The following is a 16,109-nucleotide window of genomic DNA, read 5'->3' on the forward strand; positions in this document are numbered from 1 at the left end:
TTGCGCCGTTTTGTGGCGTTTTACTGCGCCTGCTTGCTGAAGTTGGCATGCAGCGGCGCCGGCGCCTTGCCGGTCTGCGCCGCGCGGGCACGGCGTTTTCTGAACCAGATGATCAGGCCCGTTGCGCTCAGCATGGCCACCACCAGGCCCATGGCGGAAATCAGGATACGCCCGGGCAGGCCCAGGATGCGGCCCGAATGCAGGGGGAATTGCGCCTGCAGGAAGATGTCGCCGGCGCTGCCCGTGCCGGGCACCACGCCGCCGGCCGGCTTGCCGTCGCGCCCGTCGAAGTACAGCCATGCATTGCCCAGGCCGCCGTCGCCATGGTCGTTGTCCGCCGCGAAGAAACCGACGCCATACAGGCCGTAGGCGGAAGAATAAAACACGCCGCCGGCCGGCAGCGTCCAGCCCCGCCTTGCCGCTTCCGTCTTCGCCAGCGCCACCGCCTCTTCGCGCGTCAGCAGCGGTTCGATTGGATGCCCGGGCGGCTGCGGCGTGCGGCTGTCGAAGGCGTTCGGGCTGAGCGTGGACAACTTCGCCACCAGCGGACGCATCACCTGGGTTTGCAGATTCATCGACACGGACGTGACGGCCAGCACCAGCAGCAGCAACCAGACCCACACGCCGCCCGAGCGGTGCAAGTCGAAGTTCAGCCTGTGGCCCCCTTCGCGCCAGCGGAAGGCCAGCGACTTGCGCCAGCTGCGCCAGTTCGGAAACGACAGATACAGGGCGATGCCGCAGTCAAGGACCCACACGATGCCGATGATGCCCATGAACCACACGCCCAGTTCGATGCCCCAGCCATCGGGAATGTGCATGGTGTAGTGCAGTTTATACAGGAAGGGCAGCAGGTTTTCGCGCGTCAGCGAGACCGCGCCCCACTGGCGCGTGCCTTGGATGGCGCCCGTGGCCGGGTCGACGGCCACCTGGTTGAAGCCCGGCTCGAACGGCTTGCCGGTGGCCGGGTCGGGCCGGCCTTCCACCGCGATCAGCGCCGTGTGGCCAGGCTCGATCGCCGTGAGCGCGTAGTTCACGCGCAGGCGCCGGTCCTGCGCCTCGAGCTGGCGCGCCAGCTCCAGTCCCGATTTTGCGGGACTGGCATTGGCGGCGCTTGCGGCGCGGAACAGCTGCGGATTGAGCCAGGCATCGAGCTCGTGATCCCACGAGATCACGGCGCCCGTCAGGCCGGAAATGAACAGGAAGAGCGCCACCGCCAGGCCGAACCAGCGGTGCAGAACAACCATGGGAGGACGCAGTCGCATGGCGGCTCCCTAGTACTTCCAGCTCAGGGTGGCGCTGCCATTGCGGCCTGCCGCGTACAGCGACTGGGTCCAGTACAGGCTGGTCAGGTGCTTCTTGTCCGTCACATTGTTCAGGTTCAGCGACAGGCTGACGTTGCGGCTGATGGCATAGCTGGCCATCAGTCCCAGTTGCGCGTAGGCGCCCTGGTGCAGGGTGGTGCTGTCATCGACCTTGTTGTAGATGGCGTCCTGCCAGGTCAGGCTGGCGCCCAGCTTCAGCGCCGGCACGGCCGGCACGTGATAGGTGGTGGCCAGGTGGAAGCGCTTGCGCGGGATGAAGGTGCGCGCATCCTGGCCGTCTTCGCCTTCGATGCGCAGCTGCGCATAGCCGGCGTTCGCCTGCCAGCCTTTCGCCAGTTCGCCCGAGGCGTCGAGTTCAAAACCCTGCGACTCCGAATCGACGCCCTTGTAGAAGGTCTTGAGGTCGGGCGTGGTGCCGGCCGCTTCGGCCACGTTCTTCTGGCGCGTCTTGAACAGGGTGCCGGACAGGTTCAGGCGGCCGTCGAACCAGTCGCTTTTCAAGCCTGCTTCCAGGCTCTTGCCGGTGGCCGCCGCCAGGGTCTGGCCCGTGCGGTCGATGCTGCTTTGCGGGTTGAAGATTTCCGTATAGCTGCCGTAGGCCGACACATGGCGGCCGATGTCGTACACCAGGCCGAGATAGGGCGTGGTGTCGCTCTGCGACTTGGCCTGGCTGACGCCATACGCGCTGCCCGTGCTGTCGGCCTTGACGGTGTTCACGCCCGCCAGCAGCTTGGCGTTGTCGGCCAGGTTGAAGCGGGCTGCCAGGTAGGCATTCTTGCGTTCGTCCTTGTAGGCGCTGCCATCGGTGGAGGCGTCGAAGAGCGGTTCCGGGTAGGAGCCGTCGAAGGCCGTGCCGTTCGGCAGGGCCGTGCCGATGCCGCGGCCATAATACGACACGTCGTCGAGCGTGGATTTCGACCAGGCCAGGCCCATGCTGAGGTCATGCCGGCGCCCGGCCAGCGTGAATGTGCCCGTGGCGGCGACATCGAGCAGGCGCTGCTTGTTGGCCGAGGCATAGCGCGAAGGGTAGCTGAACAAGCCGTTGCCCGTGGCCTTGTCCGGCGTGCCGTAGACGTAGAACAGTTTGGAATCCGAGGTGGAGCGGTTGTAGGTGGCCGTGGCCGTCACGCGCCAGTCGGCATTGAACTGGTGCGCCAGTTCGGCGAAGGTGCTGTTGTTGAGGATGCTCCAGCGCGACCAGTCGGCCGACGTCGAGGCGGAAACCGGGTAGTCGGTGGGCGTGCCGTCCGTGTAGGCGACGGGCAGGGCGCCCCACATGCCGCCCCTGGCCAGGTTGTTCTGGTAGCTGTGGCCCACGGCCAGGCGGGTGTCCGGCGTCAGTTTCGCTTCGACGATGGCGTAGGCGACATCCTTGCGCGGCGAGTAGCGGTCCAGGTGGGAATCGCCTTCCTCGTGCGCGGCGACGAAGCGGGCCGCCACCTTGCCGTCGCTGCCGAGCGGCGTCGAGACGTCGGCATCGACGCGGCGCGTGTTCCAGGAGCCCAGCGTGACGCCGGCAGCAGCGGCCAGGCCCTGGGTCGGGCGCTTGCGCACGAAGTTGACGGTGGCCGACGGATTGCCGGTCGAGGAAATCAGGCCATTCGCGCCGCGCACGATGTCGACGCGCTCGAACAGCGCCGTATCGAGGTCGCCCATCACATTGCCGAAGACGAAAGGAATGCCGACGCCGTCGAACTGGAAGTTGGTGATGTCGTAGCCGCGCGCCGTGTAATAGGTGCGGTCCGTTTCTACCGCTTCCACCGTCACGCCCGTCGTTTGCGCCAGCACCTTGCTGGCGTTATCGAGCCTGAAATCGTCCATTTGCGCGCGCGTGACCACGGAAACGGCCTGCGGCGTCTCGCGCAGCGACAGGTCGAACTTGCTGGCCGAGGCGCTTTTGCGCGCCGTGTAGGCGTTCGCGTCGCTGCTGCCCGTGACGGTAATGGTTTGCATCACGGGCGTATCTTCGCCAGCATCATCGGCGGGGGCGCCGTCGGCGCCATGCGCCATGCCGGCGCCGAGCGCCAGTGAAATGGCCAGGGCCAGCGGGCGCAACGACAGCGCGGCGGGGGAGGATGGGGTGGACGGTGCGGCGGAAGGGGTGATGCGACCTGGCATTGAAACGGCTCCTGAATCAAGGATGAGAATGAGAATAATTCTCAATTCTATTTGATGAGGGGCCGGAATAGGGACTTTTTGTGACTGAAAAGCGTTGTTTTTTTACATCTTTACACGGTTTTACGTGGAAAGCTCCTGCTCCCGAGCGTAAGTATCGGTCATGCGCAGCCGATGCCAGCCGCGAAAAAAAAGACAGCCGAAGCTGTCTTTGATACTGCGGGCGAAGCCGCCACGGAAGCGCAGACCCGGCGGACGCGCTGCCGTGGCGATTGCCGCGATTACTTCGCTGGCGCAGGTGCTGCCGGTACGGTTTCTGCCGCTTTCGTTGCATCCGCTTTTACCTTGGCTTTGCTGGCTTTGTGATGGGCCTTGGCCTTGCTGACCTTGGCGTCGGCCTTGGCGCTGGCCACGTCGGCTTTCGCATCGGCGACGACGGCCGCTTCTTTCGCATCGGCTTTCACGACGGCCTTGGTTTCCTTGGCTTCCGCTTTTGCTACGGCTTTCGTGTGGGCCGCTTCCGCCTTGGCTGGAACCGGTGCTGCGGGGGCGGCAGGGGTTTGGGCGAAGGCGGCGGTAGCGAACAGGCTGGCGACGAGGGTGGCGATAACTTTTTTCATTGTATTGTCCTGGAGAGTGGTAAGCGATTGTCTGGGTGATTACTTGGCTGCTGCCGGTGCTGCTTCAGCGGTGGCCGAAGCCAGCTTTGCATCGGCCTTGGCTTTCGTGTGCTTGGCCTTGTGATGGGCCTTGGCCTTGGTGGTGGCCGCTTCCGCTTTGGCGCTGGCGACTTCCGTTTTCGCGGCGACGACGGCTTTCGCTTCTTTGGCGTCCGCTTTCACGACCGTTTGCGCTTCCTTGGCATCGGCTTTTACGACGGCCTTGGTGTGGGCCGCTTCGACTTTGGCGGGCACTGCCGGAGCTGCTGGGGCTGCGGGCGTCTGGGCAAAGGCAGCGGTTGCGAACAGGCCGGCGATCAGGGTAGCGCTCAGGTTGAAAATGCGTTTTTTCATGGTGCAGTCCTCAGTGGTGGTTTGTCTGGTAAGTCTGTTGGTGCCGGGATGATTCCCGTGTCACTGAGCATAAAACGCGCCCCGGAAGCTTACCGTTGACCTTGTTTACACTTTCTTACAATCAGGTGTTTTATAGGATGTTGCTGCATGATGCTGGCATGAAAATGAAAAAAGACAGCCGAAGCTGTCTTTTTGTGTGGCGCAAAAAATGCGCTGTGGGGATTACTTGGCTGCTGCTGCGGTCGCTTCAGTTTTGGCTTCGTCAGCCTTGGCCTTGGCTTTTTTCGCTTTTTTGTGGGCTTTGGCTTTGGTGACGGCGGCATCGGCCTTGGCGCTGGCGACATCGGCTTTCGCATCGGCGGCAACGGCGGCTTCTTTCGCATCGGCTTTCACGACGGCCTTGGTTTCTTTGGCTTCTGCTTTAGCCACTTCCTTGGTGTGCTTGGCTTCGGCCTTGGCCGGCGCTGCTGGTGCTGGGGTTTGAGCAAAGGCTGCGGTAGCGAACAAGCCGGCGATCAGAGTAGCGACAATGTTGACAGTGCGTTTTTTCATGATGCAGTTCCTCGAGAAGTGGGGTTGTAGTTCAGGAGATGCATTTCCCCTGTCACTGAGCCAAAAACGCGCCGTGCGGCAATTGCGTTGACACGTTTTCTCTCAATTACAAACACTTACATTTGCCGGGGCAGGCGCTCTGTTAGCTGGCGTACCGCGCCTTGGCCCCTGGCGGCCTAGACTCGATGCCATCGTCACCGCATGGGTCCGCCATGAAAGCCGCCTTGAAAACCTATCAAGCCAAGCGCAACTTCGCCGTCACGCCCGAGCCTGCGGAGGGCGGCGAGGCGGCGGGCGGCGGGCTTACCTTCGTCATCCAGAAGCATTGGGCCAGCCGCCTGCACTATGACTTTCGCCTGGAACTGGACGGCACGATGAAAAGCTGGGCCGTGCCGAAAGGCCCCAGCTACGACCCGCGCGACAAGCGCATGGCCGTGCAAGTGGAAAACCACCCGATTGCCTACGCCAGCTTTGAAGGCACGATCCCCGAAAAACAGTATGGCGCGGGCAAGGTCATCATCTGGGACAAGGGCACGTGGCAGCCCCAGCCGGCCACGCCCGATGCGCGCAAGGCGCTGGCGGCCGGCGAGCTGAAATTCACCGTACATGGCCACAAGATGCACGGCAAGTGGGTGCTCGTGCGCATGAAGGGCAAGGGCGAAAAGCAGCCCGCCTGGCTGCTGATCAAGGAAAAAGATGAATATGCCCGGCCGGCGCTGGAATTTTCTGTCGTCGACGAATTCCCCGACAGCGTCAAGCACAAGGCCATGCCCAGGCGCAAACACAGCGCGGAGCAGGCGGCTGCGCCAGCCGCGAAGCTGCCAGCCGCCCTGTCGCCGCAGCTGGCCACGCTCGTCGATGCGCCGCCGCCAGACGCGCAAGACTGGATGTTCGAGGTGAAATTCGACGGTTACCGCATCCTCGCGCGTTGCGATGGCGAACGGGTCAGTTTGATCACGCGCAATGGCAACGACTGGACGGCGAAACTGCCGAAGCTGCGCCAGGCGCTGGAAAAGCTGGGCTTGCCGCCTGGCTGGTATGACGGTGAAATCGTCGTCAACGACGCCAGCGGCCACCCGGATTTTGGCGCCTTGCAGCGCGCCTTCGAGGCGGACACCACCAGCGAGATTGTGTATTACCTGTTCGACGTGCCGTTTTTCGACGGCCACGATCTGCGCGGCCAGCCCGTCGAAGCGCGCCGGGCCTTGCTGGAACAGCTGCTGCAGCGCTTGCCCGCTTCGCCGCTGCTGCGCTTCAGCGAAGCGCTCGACGCCAAGCCCCGGCAATTGCTGGCCCACGCCTGCCGCCTGGGGCTGGAAGGGGTGATTGGCAAGCGGCGCGGCTCGCCCTACGTCACGCGGCGTTCCGGCGACTGGATCAAGCTCAAATGCGGGCTGCGCCAGGAATTCGTCATCGGCGGCTATACGGCGCCGCAAGGCGCGCGCGAAGGCATCGGTTCGCTGCTGCTGGGCGTACACGATGACCAGGGCAAGCTGCGCTATGCGGGCAATGTGGGCAGCGGCTTTGACGATGCGGCCTTGCGCGACTTGCGGCGCCGCCTCGACGCCCTGACCATCGAGACGAGTCCGTTCGCGGGCAAGGCGGGCGGCGTGCGCCAGCCCATCTGGGTCAAGCCGGCGCTGGTGGCCGAGGTCGGTTTTGCGCAATGGACCAGCGGCGGCGCCGTGCGCCACGCCGTGTTTCACGGCTTGCGTGCGGATAAACAGCCGGCCGCCATCGTGCGCGAGCGGCCACAGCGAATCGACAGGGAGAAGACGATGCCAAACCAATCCAGGCCGGACAGCGTCTTGCCGGCCAGTTTCAAGGTCAGCCATGCGGACAGGGTGATCGACAAGGACAGCGGTGCCAGGAAGATCGACCTGGTGCGCTACTACGCGCTCGTGGGCAAGCTGATGCTCGTGCATTTGCGGGGCCGGCCCGTGTCGCTGGTGCGCGCGCCGTCCGGCGTGGGCGGCGAGCTGTTTTTCCAGAAGCATGCGGACACGTCCGCCATGCCCGGCGTCAAACAGCTCGACCCCGGCCTCGATCCCGAGCATGCCAGCATGCTGGAAGTGGCCAGCGTACAGGGCCTGTTGTCGGCGGCGCAGTGGAACGTGGTGGAATTTCACACGCAAAATGCACTGGCCAGCGCCTACGACACGCCGAACCGCCTGGTGTTCGACCTGGACCCGGGCAAGGGCGTGGCCTGGCCCGCCATCCGCGAAGCGGCCGTGCTGCTGCGCGCCTTTTTGACGGAACTGGGCTTGCCCGCCTGGCTGAAAACCAGCGGCGGCAAGGGCTTGCACGTGGTCGTGCCGATCCGCCCGAAACACGACTGGGATACCGTCAAGGCGTTTTCGCAAGCCATCGTGGCGCACATGGCGCAGCTCATTCCCCAGCGTTTTGTCCTGAAAAGCGGACCGTCCAACCGGGTCGGCAAGATCTTCATCGATTATTTGCGCAATGGCCGGGGCGCCACCACCGTGTGCGCGTGGTCGGCCCGCACGCGTTCGGGGCTGGGCATTTCCGTGCCGCTGGCCTGGGAGGAGCTCGACCAGCTGAAGGCGGGCGACCAATGGAACGTGGGCAATGTCCACAGCCGTCTCGACGTGGGCAACGCGCCGTGGACTGGCTATGCGCGCAGCGCGAAAGGGCTCGATGCGGCGATGAAAAAGCTGGCCTTTACGCCTCCGGCTTGAATGTCACGGTGGCGCGCGCCAGCTGCAGGGCTTCGTCGATGGCGGCGTTGAGCTGGGGAATCTCGACGGGTTTGGTCAGGTAGCGGAAAAAGCCCGCGGCCAGGCCATGCCGGATGTCGCCCTTCATGGCGTTGGCCGTCAGGGCGATGACGGGAATGTGCGCCGTGCGCGGATCGTTGCGCAGAATGCGTTGCGCCTGGTTGCCGTTCATGCCGGGCAGGTTGATATCCATCAGGATGACATCGGGCTGGCGTTCCAGCGCCAGCGCGATGCCCTGGCGCGCATCGGTGGCCGAGATCATGCGCAGATGCGGCAGGAAACTGACGATGTCTTCCACCAGGCGCAGGCTGGCCGGATTGTCTTCCACGTACAGCAGCAGCGCCTGGCCGCTGGCGTCGTCCCCGGCGTCGCCGGCAGGCTCGGATAACCCCTCCGTGTCCAGAGGCATGCTGTCGGGCGGCGCGGCCATGGTGTCGAGTTCGATCCAGAACACGCTGCCCTCGCCAAGGCAGCTGTGCACGCCCATGCGTCCGCCCATCAGTTCGACCAGGCGCTTGGTGACGACCAGGCCGATGCCCGTGCCTTCTTCGCTGCCGGCCTCCTGCCCCAGGCGGTTAAACGGCTGGAACAGTTCGGCCATCTGCGCGTCGTCCAGCCCCTTGCCCGTGTCGCGGATGGCGATGCGCACGCACAGCGCATCGGGCTGCGAAATTTCCAGCTCCACCTTGCCGGCCGGGCGGTTGTACTTGATGGCGTTCGACAGCAGGTTCAGCAGCACTTGCTTGAGGCGCGTATGGTCGGCCCTGAGCGTCAGCGCTTCGCAGGCGGGAAAGATCAGGTGGATCTGGCGCTGCTGCGCCTGTTCTTCCACCATCACGCGCACTTCCTCGATCAGCGCGGGCAGCGTCACCGCTTCCATCGACAGGCTCAGGCTGCCTGATTCGATCTTCGCCAGGTCGAGGATTTCATTGATCAGGGTGAGCAGGTGGCGTCCCGAGGTGACGATGTTTTGCACGAAGGTGCGTTTTTGCAGCACGGTGGCGGGCAAGGCTTCGTTGGCCAGCAGCTGGGCAAAGCCGAGGATGGCGTTCAGCGGTGTGCGCAGCTCGTGCGACATGCTGGTGAGAAAACGGTCCTTCGCCTGGCTGGCCCGCTCGAGTTCGACTTTCTGCTCGTTGAGCGTGCGTTCGATGCGCTTGCGCTCGGAGATGTCGCGGATGGCCGACGACACGAGCACGCCTTCGTCTGTTTCCAGCGGCGACAGGCTGATTTCGACGGGAAATTCGGTACCGTCGCGGCGCAAGCCGTACAGTTCCAGCCCTGCGCCCATGGAGCGGGCGCGCGGCGCCGTGGAAAACGCATGGCGGTGGCGCGGATGGTCCATCGCGTAGCGGGCCGGGATCAGCACTTCCACATTGCGCCCGAGCAACTCCGCGCGCGAGTAGCCGAACAGGCGTTCCGTCTGCGAGTTGACGAGCACGATCTCGCCATCGCCGTTGACGATGACGATGGCGTCCGGCGCCGATTCGAGCAGGCCGCGGAACTTCTGCTCGGCGCGGCGGCGGTCGCTGACGTCGCGGATGGCGCTGATGACGAAGGTGCCGATCTCCGTCTGGATGGGCGACAGGCTGATTTCGACGGGAAACTCGATGTTGTCCTTGCGCAGGCCCAGCAACTCCAGGTCGGCGCCCATGGTGCGCGTGCGGGGCTGATCGAAATAGCGCGCGCGGTGCGCCACGTGCGAATGGCGCAGCCGTTGCGGCAGCAGACTATCGATTTGCCTGCCGTTCAATTCGCCTTCCGCGTAGCCGAACAGGCGCTGCGCCTGCTGGTTGGCCAGCACGATGGCGCCCGTGGCATTGACCATGATGACGCTGTCCGGCGTCGATTCGAACAGCACGCGGTAGCGCACCTCGACGAACTGGGCGTCGCGTGCCGCCTTCAGCAAGGTCGTGTCTTTCATGGTGGAAATCAGGTAGCGGGGGGCATCCGCCCCGGCCTGTGCGACCTGGCATGCGACATCGACGTGGATGAGTTCGCCATCCTTGCGCCGCCGCAGCGATTCGCGGTCGTAGCTGCCATGCAGGGTCAGCTGTTCGTCGATCAGCTGTGCCGCCTCGGCTTGTCCGGGCAAGGAGATCAGCTCCCACAGCGTGCGGCCCAGCGCTTCGTCGCTGCCATAGCCGAAGATGCGCTGGGCACCCACCGTCCAGCGCACGACGGCGTGCTCTTCGTTCGTGATGACAACGCCGCCAGGGGCGCCGCTGAGGATAAGCTGATCTAACTCGGCATCCATTTTTTTCCGCACGCGAGACAGGGCTTGCCGGCTGGCAGGCCTGTGCATAACGTAGCGAGAAGCTTGATCAAAGTCAATGCATTTATAGTATTGACTATTCTCGGTGGCGTGGGGCGTACCTCAGGCCGCCTTGCGCCTGGCGGACGCCGTTTTGCGCGCGGGGGACGCGGCCGTCCGCTTGCGGACCGGCGCCGCGGACGCCTTCTTGCCCAGGCTTTGCTGCAGCAGGGCGACCAGGTCGATCACATTGCTGGCGTGTTCCTCTTCCGGTTCGGGGGCGGGCGGCGTGATGGTCTTGGTCTGTTTCGCCTTGATTTTCTTCTTGACCAGCGCCAGCACGTCTTCGCGGTAGCTGTCGTGGTATTGCTCCGGTTCCCACGCTTCGCTCATGCCTTCCACGAGCGACAGGGCCATCTTGAGTTCCTTGTCGGAAATGCCGGCCGCCTTCAGGGTGCTGGCGGGCAAGTCCAGGTCATCCGTGGGGCGGATTTCATCAGCGTAGCGCAGGGTGTTGAGCACGATGGCGTCGCCCACGCAGACGAGCGCGCACAAATGCTGCTTGGTGCGCATGACTACGCTAGCGATACTCACTTTGTTAGCTTTGCGCAAGGTTTCGCGCAGCAGCGCATAGACTTTCTCGCCGCCCTTGGCGGGCAGCAGGTAATACGGGTGCTCGTAAAAGGTCAGCGGCACTTCCGCCGCATCGACAAAGGTCAAAATGTCGATGGTTTGCGTGGCCTTCACGTTCGCCTGCCTTAAATCCTCGTCGGACAGTACCACGTACTCGTCCGTCTTGTATTCATAGCCCTTGACGATGTCGTCCCACTCGACTTCCTTGCCCGTCTGCTTGTTGTAGCGCTTGTAGCCGATGGGCGCGAAGTCGCGCCGGTCCAGCATGGACAAGTCCAGCTCGTGGTCGAGGCTGGCAGAAATCAGCTCGACGGGAATGTGCACGAGCCCGAAGCTGATGGCGCCTTTCCAGAGTGCGCGCGCCATCGGCTAGTCTCCCACGCTGCCGGTGACGGGCAGGACGATGCCGCTGATGTAGCTGGAACAGGCGGGCGAGGCCAGGAAGACGTAGGCGGGCGACAGTTCCTCGGGCTGGGCCGGGCGGCGCATGTCCGTGTCCTGGCCGAATTTCTCGATCTCCTCGGGCGACTTGTCGGCCGGATTGAGCGGCGTCCACACGGGGCCGGGTGCGATGGCGTTCACGCGGATGCCCTTGTCGAGCAGGTTGCCGGCCAGCGCCATGGTGAACGCATGGATGGCGCCCTTGGTGGTGGAATAGTCGAGCAGGTGCTTGGAACCCTGCAAACCCGTCACGGAACCCGTGTTGATGATGGACGCGCCCCGCTGCAAGTGGGGCAGCACGGCCTTGGCCATGTGAAAGTAGCCGTAGACATTCGTTTTCATGGTCAGGTCGAAGCGTTCTTCGCTCAGGTCCAGCAAGGATTCGGCGTGCTCCTGGAAGGCGGCGTTGTTCACCAGCACATCGATGTGCGTGAAGCGTTCCAGCACCTGGCTGATGGCTTGCTGGCAAAAGCCCTGGTCGCGCACGTCGCCGGGGATCAAAAGACAGCTTTGGCCTTCCGCTTCCACGTAGCGCTTCGTTTCGTTGGCGTCCGCGTGTTCGTTCAGGTAAATGATGGCGACATCGGCCCCTTCGCGCGCGTACAGCACGGCCACGGCGCGCCCGATGCCCGAATCGCCGCCCGTGATGACGGCCACCATGCCGGCCAGCTTGCCGCTGCCGCAGTAATCGGGCGCCAGGAAGCGCGGTTTCAACTGCATTTGCCCCTCGATGCCCGGTTTGTCCAGGTGCTGGGCGGGCAGGGGTGTGCCTGGCTGGCTGCGGCTGCCCGTCTGTACGGGCTGCTTGCTGTCCTGTTTGCCTTTTGCTACGGCATCACGGCCATCCTGCTCCTGCTGGATGGCGCGCTGCAAGTTGCCGGCGGACTGGTCTTTGTTTTCGTTCATGCTGGCCTCCCTGGAAACGAAGACCCAGTATCGGCGCGGCGCCGGCATCAAACGGTGCGCTTGCTAACAGAGTGGCGCAAACGGGCGTAAAGTTATATGATGATTGACATAAATGTAGGAGGGAAGCATGAAAGTGAGCAGGGAGCAGGCGGCGCTGAACCGCGAGCGCATCGTCGACGTGGCGGCAAGATTGTTCCGCGAAAAGGGCTATGACGGCATCGGCGTGGCCGACCTGATGAAGAACGCGGGCCTCACGCATGGCGGCTTCTACGGCCATTTCGCGTCCAAGGAAGACTTGATGATCGAGGCGTGCCAGCATGCCTTGAACAAGTCGCTGGAAGGCTGGCGGGCGAAGGTCGCCAGCGACCCGCAGCGGGCGCTGCCGGCCATCATCGACAGTTATCTGACCACCCGGCACCGCGACCAGCCGGGCGGCGGCTGCCCGGCGGCGGCCATGGGCGTCGACGTGGCGCGCATGTCTCCCGGCGCGCGCCCCGTGTTTACGCAAGCCACGCGGCAGCAGTTCGCGCTGCTGGAAGGCTTGCTGCCCGGCGGCGCGCCCGATGGTGCGCCGGAGCGGCGGCGCCAGCAGGCCATTGCCACGTTTGCCGCCATGGTGGGCGCCATGGTGCTGGCCCGTTCCGTCGATGACGAAGCGCTGTCGGCGGAAATCCTCGATGCCGTGAAGGCGCAATTGCTGCCAGACTGATCGCGTTCCCCCTGTCAGCCGGCCTCGTCGCATGATAGGCTTCGGTTTTCAGATTTTGGGATCATCCATGCTGCTCTGGCTCAGGCAATACCGGCGTCCTCTGTTGGCCGGAGACATCACCGCCGGTATCGTTGTCGCCATGATGATGGTGCCGCAAGGCATGGCTTACGCCTTGGTGGCCGGTTTGCCGCCCGTCGTGGGCATTTACGCCAGCATCTTGCCGCCCGTGCTGTACGCCTTGTTCGGCAGCAGCATGACGCAATCGGTGGGCCCCATGGCCATCGTCTCGCTGATGACGGCCGCGGCCCTGGCGCCGCTGGCCGACCCCGGCTCCTCGCTGTACATCGTGCTGGCCGCCCAGCTGGCCTTCATCAGCGGCCTGGTACTGTTGCTGTGCGGCGTGCTGCGCCTGGGCTTCATGGCCAGCTTTTTGTCGCGTCCCGTGATCAGCGGTTTCAGCAATGGCGCCGCCATCCTGATCATCTGGGGCCAGATCACGCCCCTGCTGGGGGCCACCTGGCCACACTGGCACACGCCCAGCCTCGTGCTGGGGCTGTCCGGCCTGCTGTTCCTGTGGCTGGCCAAGCGCTACGCATCGCGCCTGTTGCAGCGCTGCGGCTTGAATAAAGTCGCCGCCGACGTGGGCGCGCGCCTGGCGCCGATGGCGCTGGTGCTGGCCGGCATCGCACTCGTCGCCTATGGCGGCCTGGAAGCGATGGGCGTGCAGACGACGGGCCACGTGCCCAGCGGCTTGCCGGGGCTGAATCTGGCCACCTCGGGCGCCCATTGGCGCACCTTGCTGTCGCCGGCGTTGCTGATCGCCTTCATCATCTTCCTGATGAGCATGTCCGCCGCCCAGACCCTGGCGCAAAAGCGCGGTGAAAAACTGCAGACGAACCGGGAACTGCTGGGCCTGGGCGCGGCCAACGTGGCCAGTGCGCTGTCGGGCGGCTTTCCCGTCACGGGCTCGATTTCGCGTTCGGCCGTCAATTTCCAGGCGGGCGCCAACACGCCCCTGGCCAGCATCATCACGGCGGGGCTACTCGCGCTGGCGCTGGTGGCGCCCACGGGCTGGCTGGCCCTGCTGCCGCTGCCCGTGCTGGCTGCCACCATCATCTTTGCCGTCAGCAGCCTGCTGGACTGGGATACCTTGAAATTGTCGTGGCGCTACGACCGCAGCGATGCGCTGGCCCTGCTGGCGACGACGGCCGGCGTGCTGGTGCTGGGCGTGGAAGCGGGCGTGGTGATCGGCGTGCTGTTGTCGATGGGCACCCTGATCTGGCGCGCCAGCCGCCCGCATATCGCGGTGCTGGGGCGCATCCCGAACAGTGAGCACTTCCGCAACGTGGAGCGCTACGAGGCGCAGACCTTGCCCGACGTCTTGCTGCTGCGCATCGATGCGGGCCTGTTCTTTGGCAATGTGGAAGCCGTCACGGAGCGCGTGGAAGACGAGTTGCGCGGCCACCCGACGGCGCGCCACCTGGTGCTGGTGCTGTCGGCCGTCAACCAGATCGACAGCACGGCCTTGCTGGGCTTGATCGAGCTCAACAGCACGCTGGCCAAGCGCGGCATCAGCCTGAACCTGGCCGAGGTGAAGGGCCCCGTGATGGACCGTTTGCGCCAGAGCAGTTTATTGAAGGACCTCAGCGGCAAGCTGTACCTGAGCACGGCGCTGGCGACGAACGATTTGAGCGGGAGCACAGCATGACAATGGAATTGAATCTGCATGGCGAGCCGCGTGCGATCGGCAGCGTGCTTGCGCTGGAACAAGCGCTGCAGGAAGCGCGCGCCCTGGCCCAGTGCGAGCTGTGGCTGACCATGGCGAGCGATGCGGAGCAGGGCCCGGCCCTGTGCATGCTGCGCAATGGCGGCAACGCCTGGCTGATGTATCTGTCGGGCCAGGATGACCTGAGTTTTCACTCGCTGGGCGACGAGGAGGCAGACGGCGTTTGCAGCTATCTGCTGGCCAATGGCCAGGTGGATGAGTATCCGGAAGCGTGGTGCATTGATGTGGAACACTGCCAGCGCGCCTTCGTCGATTTTTTCAGGACGGGCGGCGCGCGGCCGGCCGCCATCGCGTGGGAGGCGGATTGACATGCCGCACACCATCATCGCCGACATCGACAGAGACTTGCTGGCCGCACTCGACGCCAGGGCAGGTTTATTGACGCTGCGCGCCATCCTGCTGCGCTACAAGGCCAGCGGTGTGACGGCGGCACAAGTGGCCGGCTTGCTGCAGGAATTGCGCGCGTCTGTGCAGGACGGCGTGCAGGATGAGGCGCGGGAAGACGTGATACTGGACGCCCTCGACATGGTGACGGGCTGGTGCGCGCCGCATCTGCGGGTATGGGACGAGGCAGGGGAAAACCGTGCATCCTGAAAAGTTCAAGCAGGTGATGGGCCAGCCGTCCGCCGAACGCCATGGCTATTTTGTGCGCAAGGTAGCTGATACGCAAGAAGTGTGGGGCTTGTACCACGACGGCTGGGCCACGGCGCACGCCGACGGCAGGGTGGCGATACCGTTCTGGCCGGAAGCGGCATACGCGCAAGCGTGCGCCAGCGGCGAGTGGGAACATTTCCAGCCGCGCGCCATCGCACTCGACGTTTTTTTGACCAGGTGGCTGCCGGGCATGGCAGGCAACGGCCAGCTGGCTTCCGTGTTCCCCGTGCCGCAAGGACCGGGCGCCATCGCGGCGCCGGTTGATCTATTGATGGATTTGCAACGTGAGGCAGAACAATATGAGTGAGGGCAAGGATGAACGCCTGGACGCTTGGTACGACGGCTCGGCCATCTGCCTGATCGCCGTCGGTGCGCACGGCGATCCGCTGGACCTGGGCGACGACGAAGTGCGCGCCCTGATCGCCAAGCTGCAGCAATGCCTGGCCGAGTCCGAGGCAGGCGCGGTGCCTGACTGAAAATTCAGGCGGCCGCCAGCGCTTTTTCCATCGCCACGCTGGCCAGGCTGATGCCGCTCGGGTGCGCATAGGCTTCCGCGCGCAAGGCAACAAAACCGGCGGCCCGGTAAAACGGCTCCGCATTGAGCGAGGCGGACAGGTGTAAATGGGCAATGCCGCGCTGGCGCGCCAGCTGCTCCAGCGCCGCCAGCAGGCGCTTGCCGATACCGAGTCCCGCGCGCGCGGGATCGACGAAGACGGCATCGACTTCCTGCTTGTCCGCATCGAGCATGGCGTAGCCGGCGATGGCCTCGTCCTGCATCGCCACGATGCCGCCACCGGCAGCCAGCATGGCGCCATACGATGCCGGCACGGCCGAGGCGGTCCAAACAGCAATTTGTTCCGGCGCATAGTGCGTGGCGCAACTGACGCGCACGGCCACCGTGCGCAGGGCCCACAGGGCGTCGATGTCGGAGGGCAGGGCGGGGCGCAGGGTAATGGGCATGGGGGCTTTCCGGGCAAAAGGAGTAT

General features: G+C 64.6%; 16 protein-coding genes. 7 read left to right on the plus strand and 9 right to left on the minus strand.

The window, feature by feature from the left end; all coding sequences use genetic code 11:
- Window positions 1–20 precede the first annotated feature (20 nt).
- The 5 genes from AC1Q6X_RS11260 to AC1Q6X_RS11280 form a co-directional block, all read right to left on the minus strand.
- Complete coding sequence (locus AC1Q6X_RS11260; protein WP_492497445.1) at window positions 21–1,256, minus strand: PepSY-associated TM helix domain-containing protein; 1,236 nt, start codon at window positions 1,254–1,256, stop codon at window positions 21–23.
- A 15-nt stretch (window positions 1,257–1,271) separates the two neighbouring features.
- A complete protein-coding gene (locus AC1Q6X_RS11265) occupies window positions 1,272–3,440 on the minus strand; it encodes a TonB-dependent siderophore receptor (RefSeq protein WP_492496990.1) in 2,169 nt (722 codons plus the stop codon).
- A gap of 278 nt (window positions 3,441–3,718) precedes the next feature.
- Window positions 3,719–4,057 (minus strand): hypothetical protein, encoded by a 339-nt coding sequence (locus AC1Q6X_RS11270; protein ID WP_492496992.1) that lies wholly within the window; start codon window positions 4,055–4,057, stop codon window positions 3,719–3,721.
- Between the two features lie 39 nt (window positions 4,058–4,096).
- On the minus strand, window positions 4,097–4,450 hold the full coding sequence (locus tag AC1Q6X_RS11275; protein ID WP_492496994.1) for a hypothetical protein: 354 nt from the start codon (window positions 4,448–4,450) through the stop codon (window positions 4,097–4,099).
- Between the two features lie 222 nt (window positions 4,451–4,672).
- Complete coding sequence (locus AC1Q6X_RS11280; protein WP_070289293.1) at window positions 4,673–5,002, minus strand: hypothetical protein; 330 nt, start codon at window positions 5,000–5,002, stop codon at window positions 4,673–4,675.
- Between the two features lie 212 nt (window positions 5,003–5,214).
- On the opposite strand from AC1Q6X_RS11280, the gene ligD reads away from it, so the two are divergent.
- Window positions 5,215–7,701, plus strand: coding sequence for a DNA ligase D (gene ligD / locus AC1Q6X_RS11285; RefSeq protein WP_492496996.1), 2,487 nt, complete (start codon window positions 5,215–5,217; stop codon window positions 7,699–7,701).
- Here the strand turns inward: ligD and AC1Q6X_RS11290 are convergent.
- The 3 genes from AC1Q6X_RS11290 to AC1Q6X_RS11300 form a co-directional block, all read right to left on the minus strand.
- Window positions 7,685–9,997 carry a PAS domain S-box protein gene (locus AC1Q6X_RS11290; RefSeq protein ID WP_230504673.1) on the minus strand — a complete coding sequence of 771 codons (2,313 nt, stop codon included), beginning with the start codon at window positions 9,995–9,997 and terminating at the stop codon, window positions 7,685–7,687. The two genes, ligD and AC1Q6X_RS11290, sit on opposite strands and share 17 nt — an antisense overlap.
- Before the next feature lie 120 nt (window positions 9,998–10,117).
- Window positions 10,118–10,993, minus strand: a complete 876-nt coding sequence (ku, locus tag AC1Q6X_RS11295) for a non-homologous end joining protein Ku (protein WP_492496998.1) — start codon at window positions 10,991–10,993, stop codon at window positions 10,118–10,120.
- A gap of 3 nt (window positions 10,994–10,996) precedes the next feature.
- Entirely contained in the window at window positions 10,997–11,974 is a 978-nt protein-coding gene (locus AC1Q6X_RS11300) for an SDR family oxidoreductase (protein WP_492497000.1), read from the minus strand.
- A 127-nt stretch (window positions 11,975–12,101) separates the two neighbouring features.
- Here AC1Q6X_RS11300 and AC1Q6X_RS11305 point away from each other — a divergent pair, with 127 nt between their 5' ends.
- The 6 genes from AC1Q6X_RS11305 to AC1Q6X_RS11330 all read left to right on the plus strand — a co-directional run bounded on the left by AC1Q6X_RS11305 (window position 12,102) and on the right by AC1Q6X_RS11330 (window position 15,599).
- Entirely contained in the window at window positions 12,102–12,683 is a 582-nt protein-coding gene (locus AC1Q6X_RS11305; protein WP_492497002.1) for a TetR/AcrR family transcriptional regulator, read from the plus strand.
- 67 nt (window positions 12,684–12,750) lie between these two features.
- Window positions 12,751–14,391, plus strand: a complete 1,641-nt coding sequence (locus tag AC1Q6X_RS11310) for a SulP family inorganic anion transporter (RefSeq protein ID WP_492497004.1) — start codon at window positions 12,751–12,753, stop codon at window positions 14,389–14,391.
- Complete coding sequence (locus AC1Q6X_RS11315) at window positions 14,388–14,777, plus strand: Imm1 family immunity protein (protein ID WP_492497006.1); 390 nt, start codon at window positions 14,388–14,390, stop codon at window positions 14,775–14,777. Before AC1Q6X_RS11310 ends, AC1Q6X_RS11315 begins: the two co-directional genes overlap by 4 nt.
- Window position 14,778: 1 nt before the next feature.
- Window positions 14,779–15,063 carry a hypothetical protein gene (locus AC1Q6X_RS11320; protein ID WP_492497008.1) on the plus strand — a complete coding sequence of 95 codons (285 nt, stop codon included), beginning with the start codon at window positions 14,779–14,781 and terminating at the stop codon, window positions 15,061–15,063.
- On the plus strand, window positions 15,053–15,430 hold the full coding sequence (locus AC1Q6X_RS11325; protein ID WP_492497010.1) for a DUF2750 domain-containing protein: 378 nt from the start codon (window positions 15,053–15,055) through the stop codon (window positions 15,428–15,430). The genes AC1Q6X_RS11320 and AC1Q6X_RS11325 overlap by 11 nt, the downstream gene beginning before the upstream one ends.
- Window positions 15,423–15,599: a hypothetical protein gene (locus tag AC1Q6X_RS11330; protein ID WP_492402623.1), complete on the plus strand. Its 177-nt coding sequence runs from the start codon at window positions 15,423–15,425 to the stop codon at window positions 15,597–15,599. The genes AC1Q6X_RS11325 and AC1Q6X_RS11330 overlap by 8 nt, the downstream gene beginning before the upstream one ends.
- A 4-nt stretch (window positions 15,600–15,603) precedes the next feature.
- Here the strand turns inward: AC1Q6X_RS11330 and AC1Q6X_RS11335 are convergent, their stop codons facing one another.
- Window positions 15,604–16,083, minus strand: coding sequence for a GNAT family N-acetyltransferase (locus tag AC1Q6X_RS11335; protein WP_492497012.1), 480 nt, complete (start codon window positions 16,081–16,083; stop codon window positions 15,604–15,606).
- Window positions 16,084–16,109 lie beyond the last annotated feature (26 nt).

This window comes from Janthinobacterium sp. GW823-FHT06H09 (assembly GCF_058794735.1).